General features: G+C 66.5%; 17 protein-coding genes. 4 read left to right on the forward strand and 13 right to left on the reverse strand.

Annotation, left to right across the window (positions count from 1 at the left end):
- The first annotated feature begins 19 nt into the window (after nucleotides 1–19).
- Nucleotides 20–874 carry an endonuclease/exonuclease/phosphatase family protein gene (locus tag AC3FNH_RS03295; RefSeq protein WP_488719056.1) on the forward strand — a complete coding sequence of 285 codons (855 nt, stop codon included), beginning with the start codon at nucleotides 20–22 and terminating at the stop codon, nucleotides 872–874.
- A 35-nt stretch (nucleotides 875–909) separates the two neighbouring features.
- On the opposite strand, the gene AC3FNH_RS03300 is transcribed toward AC3FNH_RS03295, so the two are convergent.
- Genes AC3FNH_RS03300 through surE form a run of 5 tightly spaced genes read right to left on the reverse strand, consistent with a single transcriptional unit; the run spans nucleotide 910 to nucleotide 5,471 of the window.
- A complete protein-coding gene (locus AC3FNH_RS03300; RefSeq protein ID WP_276100090.1) occupies nucleotides 910–1,746 on the reverse strand; it encodes a 3'-5' exonuclease in 837 nt (278 codons plus the stop codon).
- Complete coding sequence (gene rpoS / locus AC3FNH_RS03305) at nucleotides 1,743–2,921, reverse strand: RNA polymerase sigma factor RpoS (RefSeq protein WP_488719057.1); 1,179 nt, start codon at nucleotides 2,919–2,921, stop codon at nucleotides 1,743–1,745. The genes AC3FNH_RS03300 and rpoS overlap by 4 nt, the downstream gene beginning before the upstream one ends.
- A gap of 6 nt (nucleotides 2,922–2,927) precedes the next feature.
- On the reverse strand, nucleotides 2,928–3,788 hold the full coding sequence (locus AC3FNH_RS03310) for a peptidoglycan DD-metalloendopeptidase family protein (protein WP_488719058.1): 861 nt from the start codon (nucleotides 3,786–3,788) through the stop codon (nucleotides 2,928–2,930).
- Between the two features lie 8 nt (nucleotides 3,789–3,796).
- The gene (locus tag AC3FNH_RS03315) at nucleotides 3,797–4,690 is read right to left on the reverse strand and encodes a protein-L-isoaspartate(D-aspartate) O-methyltransferase (RefSeq protein ID WP_276100087.1); all 894 of its coding nucleotides are present in this window, start codon (nucleotides 4,688–4,690) and stop codon (nucleotides 3,797–3,799) included.
- Nucleotides 4,691–4,718: 28 nt separating this feature from the next.
- Nucleotides 4,719–5,471, reverse strand: coding sequence for a 5'/3'-nucleotidase SurE (surE, locus tag AC3FNH_RS03320; RefSeq protein WP_276100086.1), 753 nt, complete (start codon nucleotides 5,469–5,471; stop codon nucleotides 4,719–4,721).
- 208 nt (nucleotides 5,472–5,679) lie between these two features.
- Between surE and AC3FNH_RS03325 the strand changes: the two genes are divergently transcribed.
- Entirely contained in the window at nucleotides 5,680–6,654 is a 975-nt protein-coding gene (locus AC3FNH_RS03325; RefSeq protein WP_488719059.1) for an NADPH:quinone oxidoreductase family protein, read from the forward strand.
- Nucleotides 6,655–6,828: 174 nt separating this feature from the next.
- Here the strand turns inward: AC3FNH_RS03325 and AC3FNH_RS03330 are convergent, their stop codons facing one another.
- Nucleotides 6,829–7,887: a porin gene (locus tag AC3FNH_RS03330; protein WP_276100084.1), complete on the reverse strand. Its 1,059-nt coding sequence runs from the start codon at nucleotides 7,885–7,887 to the stop codon at nucleotides 6,829–6,831.
- Between the two features lie 465 nt (nucleotides 7,888–8,352).
- On the opposite strand from AC3FNH_RS03330, the gene AC3FNH_RS03335 reads away from it, so the two are divergent.
- Nucleotides 8,353–9,033, forward strand: coding sequence for a response regulator (locus tag AC3FNH_RS03335; RefSeq protein ID WP_488719060.1), 681 nt, complete (start codon nucleotides 8,353–8,355; stop codon nucleotides 9,031–9,033).
- Nucleotides 9,030–10,448, forward strand: a complete 1,419-nt coding sequence (locus AC3FNH_RS03340; RefSeq protein ID WP_488719061.1) for a sensor histidine kinase — start codon at nucleotides 9,030–9,032, stop codon at nucleotides 10,446–10,448. The genes AC3FNH_RS03335 and AC3FNH_RS03340 overlap by 4 nt, the downstream gene beginning before the upstream one ends.
- 2 nt (nucleotides 10,449–10,450) lie before the next feature.
- Here the strand turns inward: AC3FNH_RS03340 and AC3FNH_RS03345 are convergent, their stop codons facing one another.
- The 7 genes from AC3FNH_RS03345 to AC3FNH_RS03375 form a co-directional block, all read right to left on the reverse strand.
- The gene (locus tag AC3FNH_RS03345; protein ID WP_211945123.1) at nucleotides 10,451–11,242 is read right to left on the reverse strand and encodes an ABC transporter permease; all 792 of its coding nucleotides are present in this window, start codon (nucleotides 11,240–11,242) and stop codon (nucleotides 10,451–10,453) included.
- Nucleotides 11,243–11,278: 36 nt separating this feature from the next.
- Nucleotides 11,279–12,091 carry an ABC transporter ATP-binding protein gene (locus tag AC3FNH_RS03350; protein WP_276100082.1) on the reverse strand — a complete coding sequence of 271 codons (813 nt, stop codon included), beginning with the start codon at nucleotides 12,089–12,091 and terminating at the stop codon, nucleotides 11,279–11,281.
- Between the two features lie 122 nt (nucleotides 12,092–12,213).
- Nucleotides 12,214–13,257 carry an ABC transporter substrate-binding protein gene (locus AC3FNH_RS03355; RefSeq protein WP_276100081.1) on the reverse strand — a complete coding sequence of 348 codons (1,044 nt, stop codon included), beginning with the start codon at nucleotides 13,255–13,257 and terminating at the stop codon, nucleotides 12,214–12,216.
- 168 nt (nucleotides 13,258–13,425) lie between these two features.
- Nucleotides 13,426–14,397, reverse strand: a complete 972-nt coding sequence (locus tag AC3FNH_RS03360) for a Bug family tripartite tricarboxylate transporter substrate binding protein (protein WP_488719089.1) — start codon at nucleotides 14,395–14,397, stop codon at nucleotides 13,426–13,428.
- A 120-nt stretch (nucleotides 14,398–14,517) separates the two neighbouring features.
- Nucleotides 14,518–15,483, reverse strand: coding sequence for a hydroxymethylglutaryl-CoA lyase (locus AC3FNH_RS03365; protein WP_488719090.1), 966 nt, complete (start codon nucleotides 15,481–15,483; stop codon nucleotides 14,518–14,520).
- Nucleotides 15,484–15,494: 11 nt separating this feature from the next.
- A complete protein-coding gene (locus AC3FNH_RS03370) occupies nucleotides 15,495–16,691 on the reverse strand; it encodes a CaiB/BaiF CoA transferase family protein (protein WP_488719062.1) in 1,197 nt (398 codons plus the stop codon).
- Nucleotides 16,692–16,841: 150 nt separating this feature from the next.
- On the reverse strand, nucleotides 16,842–17,747 hold the full coding sequence (locus AC3FNH_RS03375) for a LysR family transcriptional regulator (protein ID WP_276100078.1): 906 nt from the start codon (nucleotides 17,745–17,747) through the stop codon (nucleotides 16,842–16,844).
- Between the last annotated feature and the right edge of the window lie 5 nt (nucleotides 17,748–17,752).

Consider the following 17,752-nt stretch of genomic DNA (forward strand, 5'->3'; position numbering starts at 1 on the left):
ACACACAAGGAGCGATGCCATGGAACTGATTTCGTGGAATATCCAGTGGGGGCGCGGCGCCGATGGCCGCGTCGACCTGTCGCGCAGCGTGACCACCATGCGCGCGATGGCGGACCCCGACGTCATCTGCCTGCAGGAAGTCACACGCGGTTTCGGTGACCTGCGCGGGGCACCCGGCGCCGACCAGGTGGCGGAGTTGACGGCATTGCTGCCCGGCTATCACGTGATGTTTGCCCCAGGCGTCGACCGTTTCGGCAGCGACGGCGGTCCGCGCCAGTTCGGCAACCTGATCGCCACGCGACTACCGGTGCATGAGGTATTTCGCCATGCCCTGCCCTGGCCAGCGGATCCCGACGTCGCGTCGATGCCTCGCGTGGCGCTGGAAGCCACGGTGCAAGCGGGCAGCAGGCGGCTGCGCGTCATCTGCACGCACCTGGAATACTATTCGGCGAACCAGCGTGCCGCGCAGGCCAACGCCTTGCGCGACTGGCACGCCGAAGCTTGCGGCCATGCCCGCCGGCCCGGCCGCAGCGAATCGACCCCGGGACCGTTCACGCCGGAGCCCCGGCCAGCCGAAGCCGTCCTGTGCGGCGACTTCAACAGCAAACCGTCGGACATTGCCTATCGACGCATGCTGGAGCCCTTCGACGACGGCACCACGCCATGGCGCGACGCATGGCTGCTCAGGCATCCGGGCCAGCCGCACGCGCCCACTTGTGCCATGTTCGACAAGGAACAATGGCCCGAGCCGCCCTTCGCGTGCGATTTCGTCTTTGTCACGGAGAATGTCGCCGGCCAGGTCTGCCGTTGCGAAGTGAATGCGGCGACGAAGGACTCGGATCACCAGCCCATCGTGCTGTCACTGGATATCTGAGGAAGGCCCGCGCCGGCGGCGGGCCAGCCGCCGGCTCAGTCGAGCTCTTCGTCTTCCGGCGTCAGCCGCTTCACGCGGAAGGCCTGGAGGTATTCCATCCACTGGGCACCCGGCAGCTCGGCCAGCGATTCCTGCACGAGCTCCACTTCCTGGTCGAACTCGCGCGGCGTCACGCCGCCCCGCATCAGCTGGAAGCGGCAGTACATCAGGTAGGTGTTGACGACGTCCGTCTCGCAATACGCGCGGATCGCCTCAAGCTCGCCGTCCTGGAACGCGCGCCATACCTTGCTGCCGTCCATGCCCATCTTGCCCGGGAAGCCGCACAGCTTGGCCAGATCATCCAGCGGCGCGCTCGCGCGCGGCTGGTACATGGCAAGCAGGTCCATCAGATCCAGGTGCCGCATATGGTAGCGGCTGATGTAGTTGTTCCACTTGAAGTCGCGGCTGTCGTCGTCGCGGCCCTCGCCCATTTCCCAGTAGCGCGGCGCGGTCACGCCGTGGACCAGGCCACGGTAGTGCAGCACGGGCAGGTCGAAACCACCACCGTTCCACGACACGAGCTGCGGGCTGTAGCGCGCGATCAGTTCGTAGAACTTCTGGATCAGCGTCGCCTCGCCATCCTCCAGGGTTCCCAGCGAGCCGACATGGAAAACGGCCGACCCGTCGCGCTGTGTACGGCGCAACACGCAGGAAATCGCTGCCACGCGCTGCAGATAGTGCGGCAGGAAATCGCTTCCGGTCTTTTCACGGCGGGCTGAGAACGCATGCTCGGCGACTTCTTCGTCGCTCATCGATGCGGGATGGTCATGCAAACGGCGCAGGCCGTCGACATCGGGAATGGTCTCGATGTCGAATACCAGCACAGGAGTCATAGAACAGCGTCCTTCCTGACACCTTGCGAAGCGAAATGCCGCTTGAGCTTGACCAGGGCTTCCTGCTGGATCTGGCGCACGCGCTCGCGCGTCAGGCCCATTTCCTCGGCCAGCTCTTCAAGCGTGGCCGGTTCGATGTGGTTGAGCCCGAAGCGGCGCTCCACCACATAGCGGTGCTTTTCCGACAGGCGGGCCAGCCACAGCTTCATCAGGCCTTCGAGCTCGCGGTGCGCAACCTCCTGGTCCGGCGCGGCATTGTGCTCGTCGGAAAGAAAGTCCAGCAGGCTGGACCCCGGGTCCAGGTCAAACGGCGTATCGAGCGAGGTGGTATGTTCGTTAAGCGCCAGCACGTCCTGCACCTCGTCAGGCGTCTTGCCCAGCAGGTGGGCAATGTCTTCGAGGCTGGCGTCGCGGCCGTCGGTGCCGCCTTTTTCGAGGTGCCGCTTGGCGCGCAGCACCTGGTTGAGTTCCCGGATCACGTGGACCGGCAAGCGCACCGTGCGCGCCTGGTTCATGATGGCACGCTCGATGCTCTGGCGGATCCACCAGGTCGCGTAGGTGGAAAAACGGAAACCGCGCGACGGATCGAATTTCTCGATCGCGTGCATCAGCCCAAGATTGCCTTCCTCGATCAGGTCCAGCAGCGGTACGCCACGGTTGAGATAACCCTTGGCGATACTCACGACCAGGCGCAGGTTACGCTCGATCATGACCTGCCGCGCGGAGAAATCGCCATCCTTGGCGAGCGTCGAGAAATGCAGTTCCTCGGGTGCGGAAAGCAGCGGCTTGATGCTGATGCGGTTCAGGTAGTGCTGCACCGTATCGGCGGCCAGCTCCGTATGCAGGACGGTCCGGAAGTCATCATGCTCCGCCGCGCCTGACTCGGTGCCGTTCTCGCCATCGTTGTCCTCGTCCTCTTCCGCCTCATCCTCGTCGTCATCGCTCAGTTGCCGATCGTTGTCGTCGCTGAGCAAGTCGGCTTCGCGCAGGCCAACCGTGGCGGTGGTCGCGATCGGCTCGTCGGTGACGGGGAGCAGGTCAGCACCGACGTCCTTGTCGAATGCATCCACATCGACGCGATCATCGGACTGGGCCACACCAGCCTTCACTTCCGGCTGCTTGGCACGGCGAGCCCTGCTGACGGTTCCGGTGGAGACAGTTTTCTGGCGTGGCATGAACCCTCACTGTGGCGGCAGATACCGCATCGGATCAACCGGTTTTCCGTTCTTGCGAACCTCGAAGTGAAGCTTTACCTTGTCGGTATCACTGTTGCCCATCTCCGCAATCTTCTGCCCCTTTCGGACCGTTGATTGCTCTGCCACGAGCACCTTTTCGTTGTGGCCGTAGGCAGTAAGAAATGTCTCATTGTGTTTGATGATGACAAGATTCCCGTAGCCGCGCAAGGGGCCAACGTGAATCACCCGACCGTCGTCGGCAGCAAGCACGGCATCGCCCTTCTTGCCCGCAATATCGATCCCTTTATTGCCCTTGTCATCAAATTTGGCGACCAATTGGCCAGTAGCCGGCCACGCCAGTTTCATGGCGCCGTCCGCCACCGGAGCGGAGCTGCCGGCGGACGCTGCGGCACCTGCCGCGGGCGCAGCGGCAGTTGCCGGCGGCGGCGCCGGCGTACCTGCCGGACGTGCCTGGTCGAGCGGCTGCCCCTGGATCGAACCTGGCGCCACCGGCGTGGTGGTCACGCCCTGGCCGGCATTGACATCGGCACCCGGCGGGACAATACGCAACAACTGGCCCACCTCGATCTGGTTCACATTGCTGATATTGTTCCAGCCCGCGACATCACGATACGACTGGCCGTTCTCGAGCGCGATACGGTAAAGGGTATCGCCTCGCTTGACCCGATAGTATCCGGGAGGTGCCGGCTCCAGCGGCGCGGCGGAAGTGCTCGCGGTGGAGGTGCGGTCCACCACGGGTGCCGGCATCGGCGAGTTGGCGCAGGCGGCCAGCAGCGCCGCCAGCGCGGAAGCCGCCACAAGCTGGCCAGCGCGTGCGAATTGATGCGAGTTCACGATCTTGTGCATAGTTCGACTCAGATGGTGCCCGATTTTAAGGGCACAAAGAAAACGGCTTCAAGCGCGGTCCGGTGAAAGCGATGCCGATTGAGCCGCTCGATCAGCAGCAGCTGCTGCGTGACCGTCTGGCCCGTGGCGCCCGGCGGCGGCATCAGCGCCACGGGCGCAATCAAGCGGCCGCCGATGGCAAGCTGCTCGAGCAGGGCCTGTGGGACGTCCATGCCGGCCGCGGCAAGGATGATGGCCGAAAACGGCGCCGCCTGCGGCAGGCCGAGCATGCCATCGCCATAGTGCAGGCGCAGGTTTGGCACGCGCAGCGGCCGCAGGTTCGCCTTCGCCTGCTCATGCAGCGGACGGATGCGCTCGATGGAAAAGACTTCACGTGCCACCAGGCTCAGCACCGCGGCCTGGTAGCCGCAGCCGGTGCCGATCTCGAGCACGCGTTCCAGGGGGGTGTCCGTCGCCAGGCCTTCACGCAAGAGTTCGATCATGCGCGCGACCACGGACGGTTTTGAGATCGTCTGCTGATGCCCGATGGGCAGCGCAGCGTCCTCATAGGCTTGCGATGCCAGCCCCGGTTCGACGAACAGGTGGCGCGGCACGGTGCCAATGGCGGCCAGTACGCGTTCGTCGCGGATGCCCGCGGCGCGCAGCCGCGCCGCCAGCGCCCCGCGCGCCCGGTCCGACGCCATCCCGCCCCCACCCGCCGTCGCAGCCGAGGCGCGTGCCTCCACGGCACTCGCGGCCGGGGTGGGCGCGGACGGCTGCTTGTCGCGGACCTTGGCCGGCGCCTTCGCCGGGCGCGGCGCGCCGACCGCCGGCATGCCGGCAGTACGCGCCGGCTCCGGCTTGCGCTGCACGACCGCGTCCAGCGGCAGGGGAAACTTGCTGCGAGGGGGCGTTGGGCTCATCGGGGGTGAGGCACTGCAGCGGGAATGGCTAGTTCAGCCACTGGGCAAGCGCATCGAGCTGGCCGCGATGTGTCAGGTCGAGCTGCAACGGCGTCAGCGAAACATAGCCCTCGGCGGTCGCGTGGAAATCCGTGCCCTCGCTCGCGTCGCGCGCGTCGCCGGCCGGGCCGATCCAGTAGTTGAGATCGCCGCGCGGATTGACCTGAGCAATCACGGGCTGCGACGGATGCCGCTTGCCGAGCCGCGTGGCACGGTAGCCCTTGATATGCTCGAACGGCAGGTTCGGAATATTGACGTTGAGCAGGAACGGCTCGGCGGGCGGCGTGGCAATGGCGCGCTCGACTACGGCGCGCGCCACGCGCGCGGCAGCGTCGAGATGCTCCCAGCCCTTGTGCACCTGCGAGAACGCAATGGAAGGAATCCCCAGCAGGTAGCCTTCGATGGCGGCCGCGACCGTGCCGGAATACAGCACGTCCTCGCCCATGTTCTGCCCCTGGTTGATGCCGGAGACCACCAGGTCGGGTTTCTCGTCAAGCAGGCCGGTCAGCGCGATATGCACGCAATCGGTCGGCGTGCCATTGACGAAGCGAAATCCCTTCTGCACGCCCTCCCGCGCCTCGTAGATCGAAAGGGGCCGCTGCAGGGTCAGCGAGTTCGAAGCCCCGCTGTGGTTTTGCTCGGGCGCAATCACCGTAATGCGAGCCAGCGGAGCGAGCGCGGCATGCAAGACGGCCAGTCCCGGCGCGAGATAACCGTCGTCGTTGGCTAGAAGGATGTGCATCCCGCGATTGTACCTGACGAAGCCTGCACAAGCGGCCTCTCCAGGCACCGCGAAAGCTCGGTCCCGCGTCGCCCGGCGCCACGCAAACGGGTGAAAGCCGGGGGAACAGAACGATCGTGCTATTTGCGATACACTTGGCCTTGCCGTCTGGCCGCGCGCGGCGGGCAGGCGCCAGGATTTATCGCCCATATATATCACCGGAGACAAGATGAAAGCCGTTCTGTGCAAGGCCTGGGGGCCGCCTGATTCCCTGAGCGTCGAAACCCTGCCGGATCCGGTGCCGGATCAGGGCGAAGTGGTCATCGAGGTCAAGGCCGCCGGCGTGAACTTTCCGGATGTGCTCATCATCCAGAACAAATACCAGGCCAAGCCGGAACTGCCGTTCACGCCGGGCTCGGAACTGGCAGGCATCGTCACCGCGGTCGGCGCGGGTGTCACCCACGTCAAGCCTGGCGACCACGTGATTGCCTATCTCGGCAACGGTGCCTTCGCCTCGCACGTGAAAGCGCCCGCCAACAAGGTAATGCCGATGCCGCCGGGCATCGATTTCGACACCGCGGCAGCGTTCACCCTCACCTACGGCACCTCGCACCATGCCGTGGTGGACCGCGGCGAACTCAAGGCCGGCCAGACCATGCTGGTATTGGGTGCGGCCGGCGGCGTCGGCCTCGCCGCGATCGAAATCGGCAAGGCTATCGGCGCACGCGTCATCGCAGCGGCGTCCACCGACGAAAAGCTCGCGGTCTGCAAGGAACACGGCGCCGACGCGCTGATCAACTACAGCACCGAAGACCTGCGCGAGCGCGTCAAGGCGCTGACCGACGGCAACGGCCCGGACGTCATCTACGATCCCGTTGGCGGCATTTATGCCGAGCCGGCCTTCCGCTCGATCGGGTGGCGCGGCCGCTATCTGGTGGTCGGCTTCGCCAACGGAGAGATCCCGAAGATCCCGCTCAACCTGGCGCTGCTCAAGGGCGCCTCGCTGGTGGGTGTGTTCTGGGGAGATTTCGTGCGGCGCGAACCGCGTGCCAACCAGGCCAATATGGCGCAAATGCTGGGCTGGATGAAGGAAGGCAAGCTGCGCCCGCATATTTCGGCGCGCTACTCGCTGGATCAGGCTCCTCAGGCGCTCAAGGACATGGAAGCGCGCAAGGTGACCGGCAAGGTGGTGATCGTTCCCTGACGCGGGAAAGAAGCAAAAAAATCAGGGCGCAGAGCGTGCGGCAACGCGCTGCGCCCCCTGTCGGGGCAAATCGCCCCAAGCTGTCTTCCACCTGAATGCACACCCCTACTGGCAGCGGAAGACAGTTCTCAAATCAGCAATCCGGCGATTGCTGCATCGACATGACCCGATGCGTCAGAAGCGGTGCTGCAGGCCGGCCATCACGCCGGTCTGGCTATTGGCAAAACCGACGAAGTCGCGCGACAGGCTGACATTCTGGCCATTGCGGGCCTTGGCATAGCCGGCCGACAGATAGGCGAGCGTGCGCTTCGAGAACGAGTACTGGGCACGCAGCGAGAACAGGATCGGGTCGGCGTCATTGCCGCCCTTGATGTTCTGCTTGTAGACCGCGCCATAGAGCGTGAATGCCGGCGTGAAGTCGTAGCTGGCGCCGCCCCAGTACATGTCGCTGCGCTCCGACGCCGCGCCCGTGGTCAGCGTGCGCTTGTAATTGCGGTAGCCGGCGAACAGCGACAGGCTGCCGAAGTCATAGCTGGCACCGGCGTGAATGCCCTGGATGTAGTCGGTGGCATCGGCCGGCGTGGTGCTGCTGCCGGCGCCGTTCTGGCGGTCCCAGGTCGCGGCGGCGGCGAACTTCCCGGCGTTGTAGCCGACGCCAAGGGCATACTTGGACGAAGTCTTGAAGTCACCCGCCACTTCCCCCATCGCGGCAGTCGCGCCCAGCTTGAGGCCACCGAACACGCCGTCATAGCGGATGGCATTCGACGCACGCGAGAACAGCCCGTCCTTGCGGCCGCCGGTAGCGGTCGAAGACGTCGCCCACGAGTAATTCGGCGCGTAGCCCATCGGATCGAAAGGCAGCATGAAGTCATAGGTCGTGGTGAAAGTACGGCCCAGCACCACCTGGCCATAGCTGCTGCTCAGACCGACCGTCGCGCGGCGATCGAACAGCGTGCCGCTGGTATCGAGATTGCCGGTGTCGATGGCGATGCCGCTTTCCAGGTTGAAGAGCGCCTTCAGACCACCGCCCAGATCCTCGGTACCGCGCAGGCCCCAGCGCGAAGTATTGCGGCCGCCCGAGGTCAGCTTGACCACGGAGCCATTCGGCCCGGCATGGTTGACGTACTCGACGCCCGCATCCATCAGACCGTAAATGGTCACGCTCGACTGTGCGAAGGCCGAACCGGTACCCGTCAGACCGATGCAGGCCAGTGCCAGTGCCGTACGTTTCATTCTTTCTCTCCTTGCGTTGCTTGTTGTAGTAATGCCAGTCGCATGCGCCGGAGGATCCTGTCCGCCGGGCAAGCCGGCGGCTAATCGAGATGGAGTCGTGGCCGCCCCGTGCCCGCCCCGGTGCCGGCAACCGCCTGCCGGCACATCCATCACAACTGTCCCCTGGTCGTTATGGCGTTCCATCCGGCAAGCGGTGGAACGCTGGAATGGCGGCATCGTATGGGAGCGGCACTTTCAGTTCGCTTTCGGGCAAAAGCGCTTTGGCGCGTGTTGCGCCAACTCGGGGCTGGGAGTTTCCCTAGCTTCAAAGATTGCCCACTTCGCTGTATCAGTCTGGGCCATTCGATTGACTGAATTGCCCCAAGGCTGTGCGCCGTGACGGGTTACGGACGCGCACACCCTGGCCGTGCTGCGAGCGCCGCCCGTGCCACCGCGCTGCCTGCCTTGCCGCCTTGAATTGCCCTGATGCGTATCCTGCTTGCCGAAGACAACGTGATGCTGGCCAACTCCCTGACAAAGGCCATGACCCAGGCCGGCTTCACGGTCGACTGCATGCACGATGGCCGCAGCGCCGACCACCTGCTGGCCACCCAGGACTATGCGCTGCTCATCCTTGACCTTGGCCTGCCGCGGCTGGATGGCCTTGAAGTGCTGCGCCGGCTGCGCCAGCGCCGCAACCGGATGCCCGTGCTGATCCTGACCGCCCATGGCACGGTCGAAGACCGCGTGCGCGGCCTGGACCTGGGCGCGGACGACTACCTGGCCAAGCCCTTCGACCTCTCCGAACTGGAAGCACGCGCGCGCGCCCTGATCCGCCGCAGCCACGGACACGAATCCACGCAGCTTGATTGCGGCCCGCTGCACTATGACACGGTCAGCCACGCGTTCACGATCGGCGGCGAACTGCTGCAGCTCACGCGGCGCGAGCGCTCGGTGCTGGAGGTGCTGATGCTGCGCGACGGCAAGGCCGTGAACAAGTCGGCCCTGTCCGAGATGATTTTCGGCATCGACGAGTCGGTCAACCCGGATGCCATCGAGATCTACATCCACCGCCTGCGCAAGAAGCTGGACGGCAGCGGCGTGGCCATCGTCACCCTGCGGGGCCTCGGCTACCTGCTCGAAGCGCGGCCAGGTCCCGCGCCATGAGCATCCTGGGCAGGACGCCGAGCCTGCGCCTGCAACTGTCGCTGTGGCTACTGCTGCCGCTGCTGGGACTGCTGGCGCTGGATGCCTTCCTTACGTATGAACGCGCCATGTCGGCGGCGCACACGGCCTTCGACCGCACGCTCGAAGCATCGCTGCGCGCCATGCGCGAGGGCATCGACCTGCGCGACGGCCGCCTGGAGATCGACGTGCCGAACCTGGCGCTGGAACTGTTCGACGACAAGGCCGGCCCGCACGTCTTTTACCAGGTGCGCGACGAGCACGGGCAAACGGTAACCGGCTACGAAGATCTTCCAGGGCCGCCAGGCGCCCGCCCGGCGCTCTACCGGACCGTGTTCTACGACACGGTGTTCCACGAGCAGCCGCTGCGCATGGCGGCGCAGGCCCTGCCGATCCACGACGTGGGCTCGGCCCGCAGCCAGCTGGTATGGGTCGTGATCGGTGAAACCATCGAGCCGCGCCAGGCGCTGGCGCGGGAAATCCTGACCGGCTCGCTGCTGCAGGAACTGGTGCTCGTGGCGCTGGCGCTGGGCATTGTCTGGCTCGGCGTGCGCCGCGGGCTGCGGCCCTTGCACCGCTTGTCCGACACGGTGGCCGCGCGCAGCGCCAGCCAGCTCGACCCGATCAAAGACCGCGACCTGCCGTCCGAAATGAAGCCGCTGGTGCGCGCGATCAATCTGTACGTCGATCGCCTGCACCGCATGCTGCAGGCCCGCAAACGCTTCTTTGCCGATGCCGCGCACCAGCTCAAGACACCGCTGGCCGTGATCCAGGCCGAATCCGAACTGGCACTGCGCGAGCCCGATGGCGAGCGGGTGCGCGAACACATGCGCCTGCTGCACGGCACCGTGCGCCATGCCTCCAAGGGCGTGCAGCAGCTGCTGTCGCTGTCACGGCTCGACCCCGAGAGCGGTTACTCGCCCACCCTGCGAGATATCGCACTGGATGCCGCGGCGCGCTCAGTCGCGCTGGAATGGGCACCGGTCGCGCGCCGTCAAGGGGTCGATCTTGGCTTCGAGGGAGATGGCCCGCTGACCGTGCGCGGTCAAATGGAACTGCTGCAGGAACTGACCGCCAACCTCATCGACAATGCCATCCGCTATGCGGGAGATGGCGCCACTGTCACGGTCAAGGTCGCGCAGGAAGCGGACGGCGCCGCCCTGCTGCAGGTGATCGACAATGGCCCGGGTATTGCCCCGGCCGAGCGCGAAGACGTATTCAGGCGCTTCTATCGCGGCGAAAGCGGCCAGGGCGTGGAAGGCACCGGGCTTGGCCTGCCGATCGTCAGGGAGATCGCCAGGCTGCACCAGGCTGTCGCCGGCCTGGACGAGACCCCCGGCGGCGGGCTGACCGTCACGGTTCGCTTTCCGGCACCGGGCGGCCAGCCGCTGATCTAGCCTCAGAGCTTCTCGGTCTCGCCCGTCTTCGGCTGCCACTTCATCAGCCGCTTTTCGCCGGTTCCGACCATCCAGTCCAGCACCAGCGCGAACGCCGTCAGGACCACAATGCCCGCGAACACGGTGTTGATGTCGAATGTGCCCTCGGCCTGCAGGATCAGGTAGCCCACCCCACGCGCGGAGCCGAGGTATTCACCCACCACCGCGCCGACGAAGGCCAGGCCCACCGACGTGTGCAACGACGAAAACACCCAGCTCGTGGCGCTCGGCAGGTACACATGGCGCAGCAGCTGCTGGCGGTTGGCACCCAGCATGCGCGCATTGGCCAGCACCACCGGGCTGACTTCCTTCACGCCCTGGTAGACGTTGAAGAACACGATGAAGAACACCAGCGTCACGGCCAGCGCCACCTTGGACCAGATGCCCAGGCCGAACCAGACCGCGAAGATCGGCGCCAGGATCACGCGCGGCATCGAGTTCATCGCCTTCACATACGGGTCGAGGATCGCCGAGGTCAGCGGGCTCAGCGCGAGCCACAGGCCCACGCCCAGGCCGGCCACGGTGCCGATGCCGAAGGCCAGCACCGTTTCGAGCAGCGTCACGCCTAGGTGCAGGTAGATATCGCGCTCGACGATAAACCAGTTCCAGATGCGCTGCGCCACCATCAGCGGCTCGCCAAAGAAGAAGGCGATCTCTTGGGAGCGCGTGGCGAAGTGCCACACGCCGAGGATCACCACCAGGACCAGCAGCTGCCAGACGCGCAGCATGCCCTTGGAGTCAGGACGGAATGCCATGGGAATTCGGATTCGGTGTCAGGTTGGCCGTGAGGTTCAAGCGGCGTTGCGCTGCTGCGCATAGCCCTTGAGGACCTCCTCGCGCAGCACGTCCCAGATCGCGGCGTGCAATTCGACGAAGCGCGGATGGTCGCGAATCTCGGCCACGTCGCGCGGGCGCGGCAGGTCGATCGCGAACTCGCCGATCGGATGCGTGCCCGGCCCCGCCGACAGCACCACCACGCGGTCGCTCATGGCGATCGCCTCGTCGAGGTCGTGCGTGATGAACAGCACCGCCTTGCGCTTGGCCGCCCACAGGTCCAGCACCTCGTTCTCCATCAGCTGGCGCGTCTGGATATCGAGCGCGGAGAACGGCTCGTCCATCAGGATGATGTCCGGGTCCAGCACCAGCGTCTGCGCCAGGCTGACGCGCTTGCGCATGCCGCCCGAGAGCTGGTGCGGATAGCGGTCGCCAAAGCCGCCCAGGCCCACGCGGCGCAGCCACTCCTCGCCCTGCTTCACCGCCTCGGCACGCGGCACGCCGCGGAACTCGAGGCCCGCGACCACGTTGTCGAGCGCGCTGCGCCACGGCATCAGCGCCTCGGCCTGGAACATGTAGCCGGCGCGCTGGTTGATGCCGCGCAGCGGCTCGCCGAAGACGCGGACCTCGCCGCTGGACGGCTCCAGCAGGCCGGCGCCGACATTGAGCAGCGTGGATTTGCCGCAGCCGGTCGGGCCGACCACCGAAACGAACTCGCCCGGCCGGATCGCCAGGGTAACGTCCTTGACCGCCGTATAGCGCTGGCTGCGGTCTTCTCGCGAGACGAAGGTGCAGGTGACCTTGTCCAAGGAAAGTGCGGGAGTGCTCATGGGAAACCGTCTCGTTCGCCTCGCCGGCACCTGCCGGCCCGGATCGAGTGAGTGAATGGCCACCGCCGCCCAAAGCAAAGGCCCGCTGCGCGCAGCGGGCCGGCTGCGAAGGTGGCGCGGGATTACTTGTACTTGGCGTTGGCCTTCTGCACGAACGCGTTGGTGTACGTCTCTTCCAGCTTGATGGCCTTGCCCTTCAGTTCGGGATCGAACTGCTGCAGCATGTTCTGCGCGGTGCGCGGACCATCAGCCGGCATCACGCCGTCCGGGGAGATCGCTTCCTTGACCTTGTCCCAGGCCGCCAGGTACAGCGCGCGGTCGCCGAGCAGGTAGCTCTCCGGCACGGTCTTGACGATGTCCGACGGACCGGCCTTCTGCAACCACTTCAGCGCGCGCACCATGGCATTGGTCAGTGCCTGCGTGGTGTTCGGGTTCTGCTGGATGAACGCCGCCGACGCGTACAGGCAGCCCGACGGCATATTGCCGCCGAACACCGATTGCGTGTCCTTGAGCGTGCGGGTATCCGAAGCGATGCGGACTTCGTTCTTCTGCGTCAGCATCGAGATCACCGGGTCCAGGTTGGCCATGGCGTCGATCTGTCCCGAACGCATCGCGGCCACCGCGCCGGCGCTGGCGCCCACGCCGATGAACGACACGTCCGACGGCTTGAGCCCGGCCTTGGCCAGCACGAAGTTCGCCATCATATTGGTCGACGAGCCCGGCGCGGTCACGCCGATCTTCTTGCCCTTCAGGTCGGCGATCGACTTGAAGCCCGGCATGGTCTTGTTCGACACCACCAGCACGATCTGCGGCGCGCGGCCTTGCAGCACGAACTCCTGGTAGCGCTGCCCCTTGGCCTGCAGGCCGATGGTGTGCTCGAACGCACCGGATACCACGTCAGCGCTGCCGCCGACCACGGCCTGCAGCGCCTTGGCGCCGCCGGCAAAGTCGACGATCTCGACGTCCAGCCCTTCTTCCTTGAAGTAGCCGAGCCGCTCCGCGATGGTCAGCGGCAGGTAATAGAACAGGTTCTTGCCGCCGACGGCGATCGTCACCTTGGTCTTTTCCGGCTTGCCCTGTGCCTGCGCCGGGCCGAAGGTGAACCACCCTGCCAGGAACAACGCCAGCGCGATCAGCAACTGTTTCCAGAATTTCTTGTTATACATTTGATTCTCCTGCCCGTTGGGGTCTGCAAACGGCGTGCCGCGCGGCGGCTCAGTGCGATGCTATCGGACAAGTTTCCGAACCGCATCGGGGCGAACACCTAAGGCCGGCCAAACGGCAGCCGGCCCCAGCTTACGCTGCCTTGCTTTCGATCGGCTTGCCAGCCGCGCTTATTCGGCGTGGATATCGGCGGACTTGATCACCTTGGCCCAGCGCGCCAGTTCCGCGCGCTGGTACTGCGCCAGTTGCTGCGGCCCCATGAAGGCAGCTTCCGCGCCGAGTTCCTCGGCCTTCTTGCGGAAGGCTTCAGTACGCATGATCTTTTCGATCTCGCCGGCGAGCTTGTCGATCACGGGCTTGGGCGTGCCAGCCGGCGCGTACATGGCAAACCACGACGACACGTCCAGGTCGGGGTAGCCCGCCTCAGGCGCCGACGGCACGTCCTTCAGGCTGGGCAGGCGGGTCTTGCTGGTCACCACGAGCGGGCGCAGCTTGCCCGCGGCGATATGGCCCATCAGCGGCGGCGGCGTGGTCATGGTCATGTCCACGTTGCCGCCGAGCAGGTCGGTCATCGCCGGGCCGGTGCCTTTGTATGGCACATGGGTGATGTGGATCCCCGCCATCTGGTTCAGCAGTTCGGTCGAGACGTGCTGCAGCGAGCCGTTGCCCGACGACGCATAGTTGAGCTTGTCCGGATGGCTCTTGGCATAGGCCACCAGTTCCTTGAGCGACTTGACCGGCAATCCCTGGCGCACCACCAGCACCTGCGGCGCCGACAGCAGGTTGGCCACCGGCGCGAAATCCTTGACCGGGTCCCACGGCAGGTTCTTCACCAGCAGCGGCGTGATGACGTGGAAGCCCGAGTACTGCACCAGCAGCGTATAGCCGTCAGGCTTGGCGCGCGCCACAACCTGCGCGGCGATGCTGCCGTTGCCGCCAGGGCGGTTGTCCACCACCACGGCCTGGCCCAGGGCCTTCGCCAGCGGCTCGGAAATCATGCGGGCCGCGAGGTCGGTAGTGCCTCCGGCTGCGGCCGATACCACCAGCGTGACCGGGCGGCTCGGGTAGCTGCCGTCCTGGGCAAAGGCGCGCGGCGCGGTTGCGGCGATGGCACCGCCAAGGACGAGCATGGCTGCCGCCATCAGCTTGCGGCGCGCAGGCAAGAGGGAAAAGGCTTGCTTCATGGAATGTCTCCGATATCGGTATTGACTGATTTTTTTATCGTGGCGCCACGGCTTCCAGCCGGCGCTTGCCGCAGGCATCTAGTCCTGGCCGGCGAAGTGTTCCGCCAGCCAGGCCGGCGGCTGATGCGTGCGCAGGCGCGGGCCGGCGCGCAGCAGCTGGCTGCCGCTTTCGCGGTCCACCAGCGCAGGGATGCCGGCCACGACGTCAAGCAGCGCCGGCAGGTCCACGCCGGTCTGCACGCCCATGCAGGCGAACATGTGCACGAGTTCCTCGGTGCTGACGTTGCCGCTGGCACCCGGCGCATAGGGGCAACCGCCCAGGCCGCCGGCAGCGGCATCGAAACGCGTCACGCCGGTTTCCCATGCGGCCACGGCATTTGCCAGCCCCATGCCGCGCGTGTTGTGCAGGTGGATGGTCAGCCCGGTGTCCGGCAGACGCTGCTGGAACTGCTCGCACGTCTGCGCCACCTGGTTCGGATAAGCCATGCCGGTGGTGTCGCACAGCGTGATGCCTTGCGCGCCGGCTTGCGCAAAGGTCTCGGCCAGCGCCATCACCGCATCGCTGTCCACCTCGCCCTCGAACGGGCAGCCGAACACCGTCGACAACGAGACGTTGACCGGCACGCCGGCGGCGCGCGCCTCGGCGGTCATCGCCAGCAACTGGGCTTGCGACTGCGCGCGCGTCATGCGCAGGTTGGCCCGGTTATGGGTTTCGCTGACCGACATCACCAGGTTGACCTCGTCGGGCAGGCACGAGAGCGCTCGCTCCAGGCCACGCAGGTTGGGCACCAGCGCGGTGTAGCGCACGCCGGGCTGGCGGTGCATGCGGTGCATCAGTGCTTCGGCATCGGCCAGCGCCGGGATGGCTTTGGCGGACGTGAAAGACGTCGCTTCGATACGCGCGAAGCCGCAAGCGGACAGCGCGTCGAGGAAGGCCACCTTGGCCTCGGTCGGCACCACCACCGGCTCGATCTGCAGGCCGTCGCGCGGCGCCACCTCATTGATCTCGATGCGGGCCGGGCCGCGCAGGGCCGCTGCGGACATGACGGCGGCGCTCATGCGATCACCTTGCGGGCGCGCAGGTCGGCAATGGCCGCGGCGTCAAACCCGGCCTGGGCCAGCACGGCATCGGTATGCTCGCCAAGCGTCGGCGCGCGGTCATGGATTTCGCCGGGGCTGCCCGACAGCTTGGGCACGATGCCGGGCACTTCCACGGTCAGGCCGCCGGCCGACGTGACCGACTCGATCACGCCCCGCGCACGGTAGTGCGGGTCTTCGGCGATGTCCTTCACCGTGTAGATGCGCCCCGACGGCACCTCGGCCTCGCGCAGCACGGCCAGCGCGGCATCGACGCTCTGCGTCCGGGTCCAGGCGGCAATGGCGGCATCGATTTCATCGACGCGCTTCACGCGGCCGTCGTTATGTGCGAGCGCCGGGTCCTCCGCGAGGTCGGCGCGGCCGATCGCATGCATCAGGCGCTTGAAGATGGCATCGCCATTGGCCGCCACCAGCACGTATTCGCCGCTCTGGCACGGGTAGGCGTTCGATGGCGCAATCCCCGGCAGCGCGCCGCCCGCGGGCTGGCGCACCGCGCCGAATGCCGAGTACTCCGGCAGCAGGCTTTCGCTCAGGTTGAACAGCGACTCGTACAGCGCCACGTCGATGACCTGCCCTTCGCCGCCACGCGCGTCGCGCTGGTAGAGCGCCAGCAGCACGCCCATCGCGCCGTGCAGCCCGGCGATGGTATCGCCGAGCGACAGGCCCGCGCGCACCGGCGCACGGCCCGGCTCGCCGGTCAGGTGGCGCAGGCCGGCCATGGCCTCGGCCACGGCGGCAAACCCGGGTTCGTCCTTCTTCGGACCGGTCTGGCCATAGCCCGACACGCGCAGCATGATCAGGCGCGGATTATCGGCGTGCAGCACGTCCCAGCCCAGGCCCCACTTCTCCATGGTGCCGGGGCGGAAATTCTCGATCAGCACGTCGGCTTCGGCGGCCAGCTTGCGCACCAGCGCCTGCCCTTCCGGCTGGCGCAGGTCGATGCAGACCGACTCCTTGTTGCGCGATTGCGCTTCCCACCAGACCGAGGTGCCCTCATGCAGCATGCGCCATTTGCGCAGCGGGTCGCCCTGCCCGGGCGGTTCCACCTTGACCACGTGGGCGCCGAAGTCGGCCAGGGTCTTGGCGGCGAAAGGACCGGCAATCAGTTGCCCGAGTTCGAGGACGCGGATGCCCTCGAGAATCTGTTGCGCCATGCTTGTCTCCGTACCGTGCGGCCTGCCGGCGATTGCGTCGGCCGCGATTGCGTTTGGACGGAGTGTGCCTCAGCGGCCGGCTGGCCGGAATCGGCAATCGGTGAAGCGGGTTTTCTCGGAATGCGAAAGGCCGGGACGTTCCCGGGGTGATCAGAACGGCGCGCGCTCGCCGCAAAGGTGCGTGATCAGCAACCGGGCCGAGACCGTCAGGCCGGCCGGGTCGCGCATGCCGATCAGCAGCGAGCGCTTGGCCCAGGCGTCCTGCAGCGTCACCAGAGACAGCCCCATCGACTTCACATGCGGCTCGGCGGCGATGCGCGGCAGCACGCCCACGCCCAGCCCGGCCATCACCATGCGGCACATGGCGTCGAAGCTGCGGACCTGGATGCGCAGCCGGAACGGGCGGTCGAGCCGGCTGCTTTCCTCGAGCAGGCGCGCGGCCAGCGAAGTCACCTGCGGCAGGCTGACGAAGTCGTATTCAAGGGTATCGGCGTAGCGCACCGGCCCGCGCTCCGAAAGCGGGTGGCCTGGCGGCGTGACCATGACCAGCTCGTCCTGGCGGTATTCCACGGTCACCAGGCCCGCGCACGGCGTGCGGTCGGCGAAGATGCCGACGTCGGCGCGGTTCTCGACCAGCGCCGCGACGATGTCGCTGCTGTTCTGCTCTTCGAGTTCGATGCGGATGGTCGGGTGCAGCCGCATGAAAGCCGCCAGGTCATCGGGCAGGAACTGCGTGATGGCCGAGGTATTGGCGCAGACGCGCACCTGGCCGCGCACGCCGCTGGCGTAGTCCGACATCACGCCGGCCATGCGCTCGACGTCCTGCAGGATGGTCAGCGCATGGTGGAAACAAGCCTGCCCGGCCTCGGTCAGCTGCACGCCCGCGGCATGGCGGAAGAACAGCGGCGCGCCCACGGCCGCTTCCAGGTCGGAGATCCGCTTGCTGGCAGCGGCCACGGCCAGGTGCGACTGCCTGGCCCCCGCCGAAATGCTGCCCTGCCGGACCACGGCCACGAACAAGCCGAGCGTGACTAGATCGAAGCGGGCCAGGTTCATTGCGG

Source organism: Cupriavidus sp. 22TCCZM01-5 (genome assembly GCF_057798915.1).

Bases quoted from the DNA above. Each gene is read 5' to 3' on its own strand.
- AC3FNH_RS03295 (WP_488719056.1), top strand. From the start codon at position 20: ATGGAACTGATTTCGTGGAATATCCAGTGGGGGCGCGGCGCCGATGGC.
- AC3FNH_RS03300 (WP_276100090.1), bottom strand. From the start codon at position 1,746: ATGACTCCTGTGCTGGTATTCGACATCGAGACCATTCCCGATGTCGAC.
- rpoS (WP_488719057.1), bottom strand. From the start codon at position 2,921: ATGCCACGCCAGAAAACTGTCTCCACCGGAACCGTCAGCAGGGCTCGC.
- AC3FNH_RS03310 (WP_488719058.1), bottom strand. From the start codon at position 3,788: ATGCACAAGATCGTGAACTCGCATCAATTCGCACGCGCTGGCCAGCTT.
- AC3FNH_RS03315 (WP_276100087.1), bottom strand. From the start codon at position 4,690: ATGAGCCCAACGCCCCCTCGCAGCAAGTTTCCCCTGCCGCTGGACGCG.
- surE (WP_276100086.1), bottom strand. From the start codon at position 5,471: ATGCACATCCTTCTAGCCAACGACGACGGTTATCTCGCGCCGGGACTG.
- AC3FNH_RS03325 (WP_488719059.1), top strand. From the start codon at position 5,680: ATGAAAGCCGTTCTGTGCAAGGCCTGGGGGCCGCCTGATTCCCTGAGC.
- AC3FNH_RS03330 (WP_276100084.1), bottom strand. From the start codon at position 7,887: ATGAAACGTACGGCACTGGCACTGGCCTGCATCGGTCTGACGGGTACC.
- AC3FNH_RS03335 (WP_488719060.1), top strand. From the start codon at position 8,353: ATGCGTATCCTGCTTGCCGAAGACAACGTGATGCTGGCCAACTCCCTG.
- AC3FNH_RS03340 (WP_488719061.1), top strand. From the start codon at position 9,030: ATGAGCATCCTGGGCAGGACGCCGAGCCTGCGCCTGCAACTGTCGCTG.
- AC3FNH_RS03345 (WP_211945123.1), bottom strand. From the start codon at position 11,242: ATGGCATTCCGTCCTGACTCCAAGGGCATGCTGCGCGTCTGGCAGCTG.
- AC3FNH_RS03350 (WP_276100082.1), bottom strand. From the start codon at position 12,091: ATGAGCACTCCCGCACTTTCCTTGGACAAGGTCACCTGCACCTTCGTC.
- AC3FNH_RS03355 (WP_276100081.1), bottom strand. From the start codon at position 13,257: ATGTATAACAAGAAATTCTGGAAACAGTTGCTGATCGCGCTGGCGTTG.
- AC3FNH_RS03360 (WP_488719089.1), bottom strand. From the start codon at position 14,397: ATGGCGGCAGCCATGCTCGTCCTTGGCGGTGCCATCGCCGCAACCGCG.
- AC3FNH_RS03365 (WP_488719090.1), bottom strand. From the start codon at position 15,483: ATGTCCGCAGCGGCCCTGCGCGGCCCGGCCCGCATCGAGATCAATGAG.
- AC3FNH_RS03370 (WP_488719062.1), bottom strand. From the start codon at position 16,691: ATGGCGCAACAGATTCTCGAGGGCATCCGCGTCCTCGAACTCGGGCAA.
- AC3FNH_RS03375 (WP_276100078.1), bottom strand. From the start codon at position 17,747: ATGAACCTGGCCCGCTTCGATCTAGTCACGCTCGGCTTGTTCGTGGCC.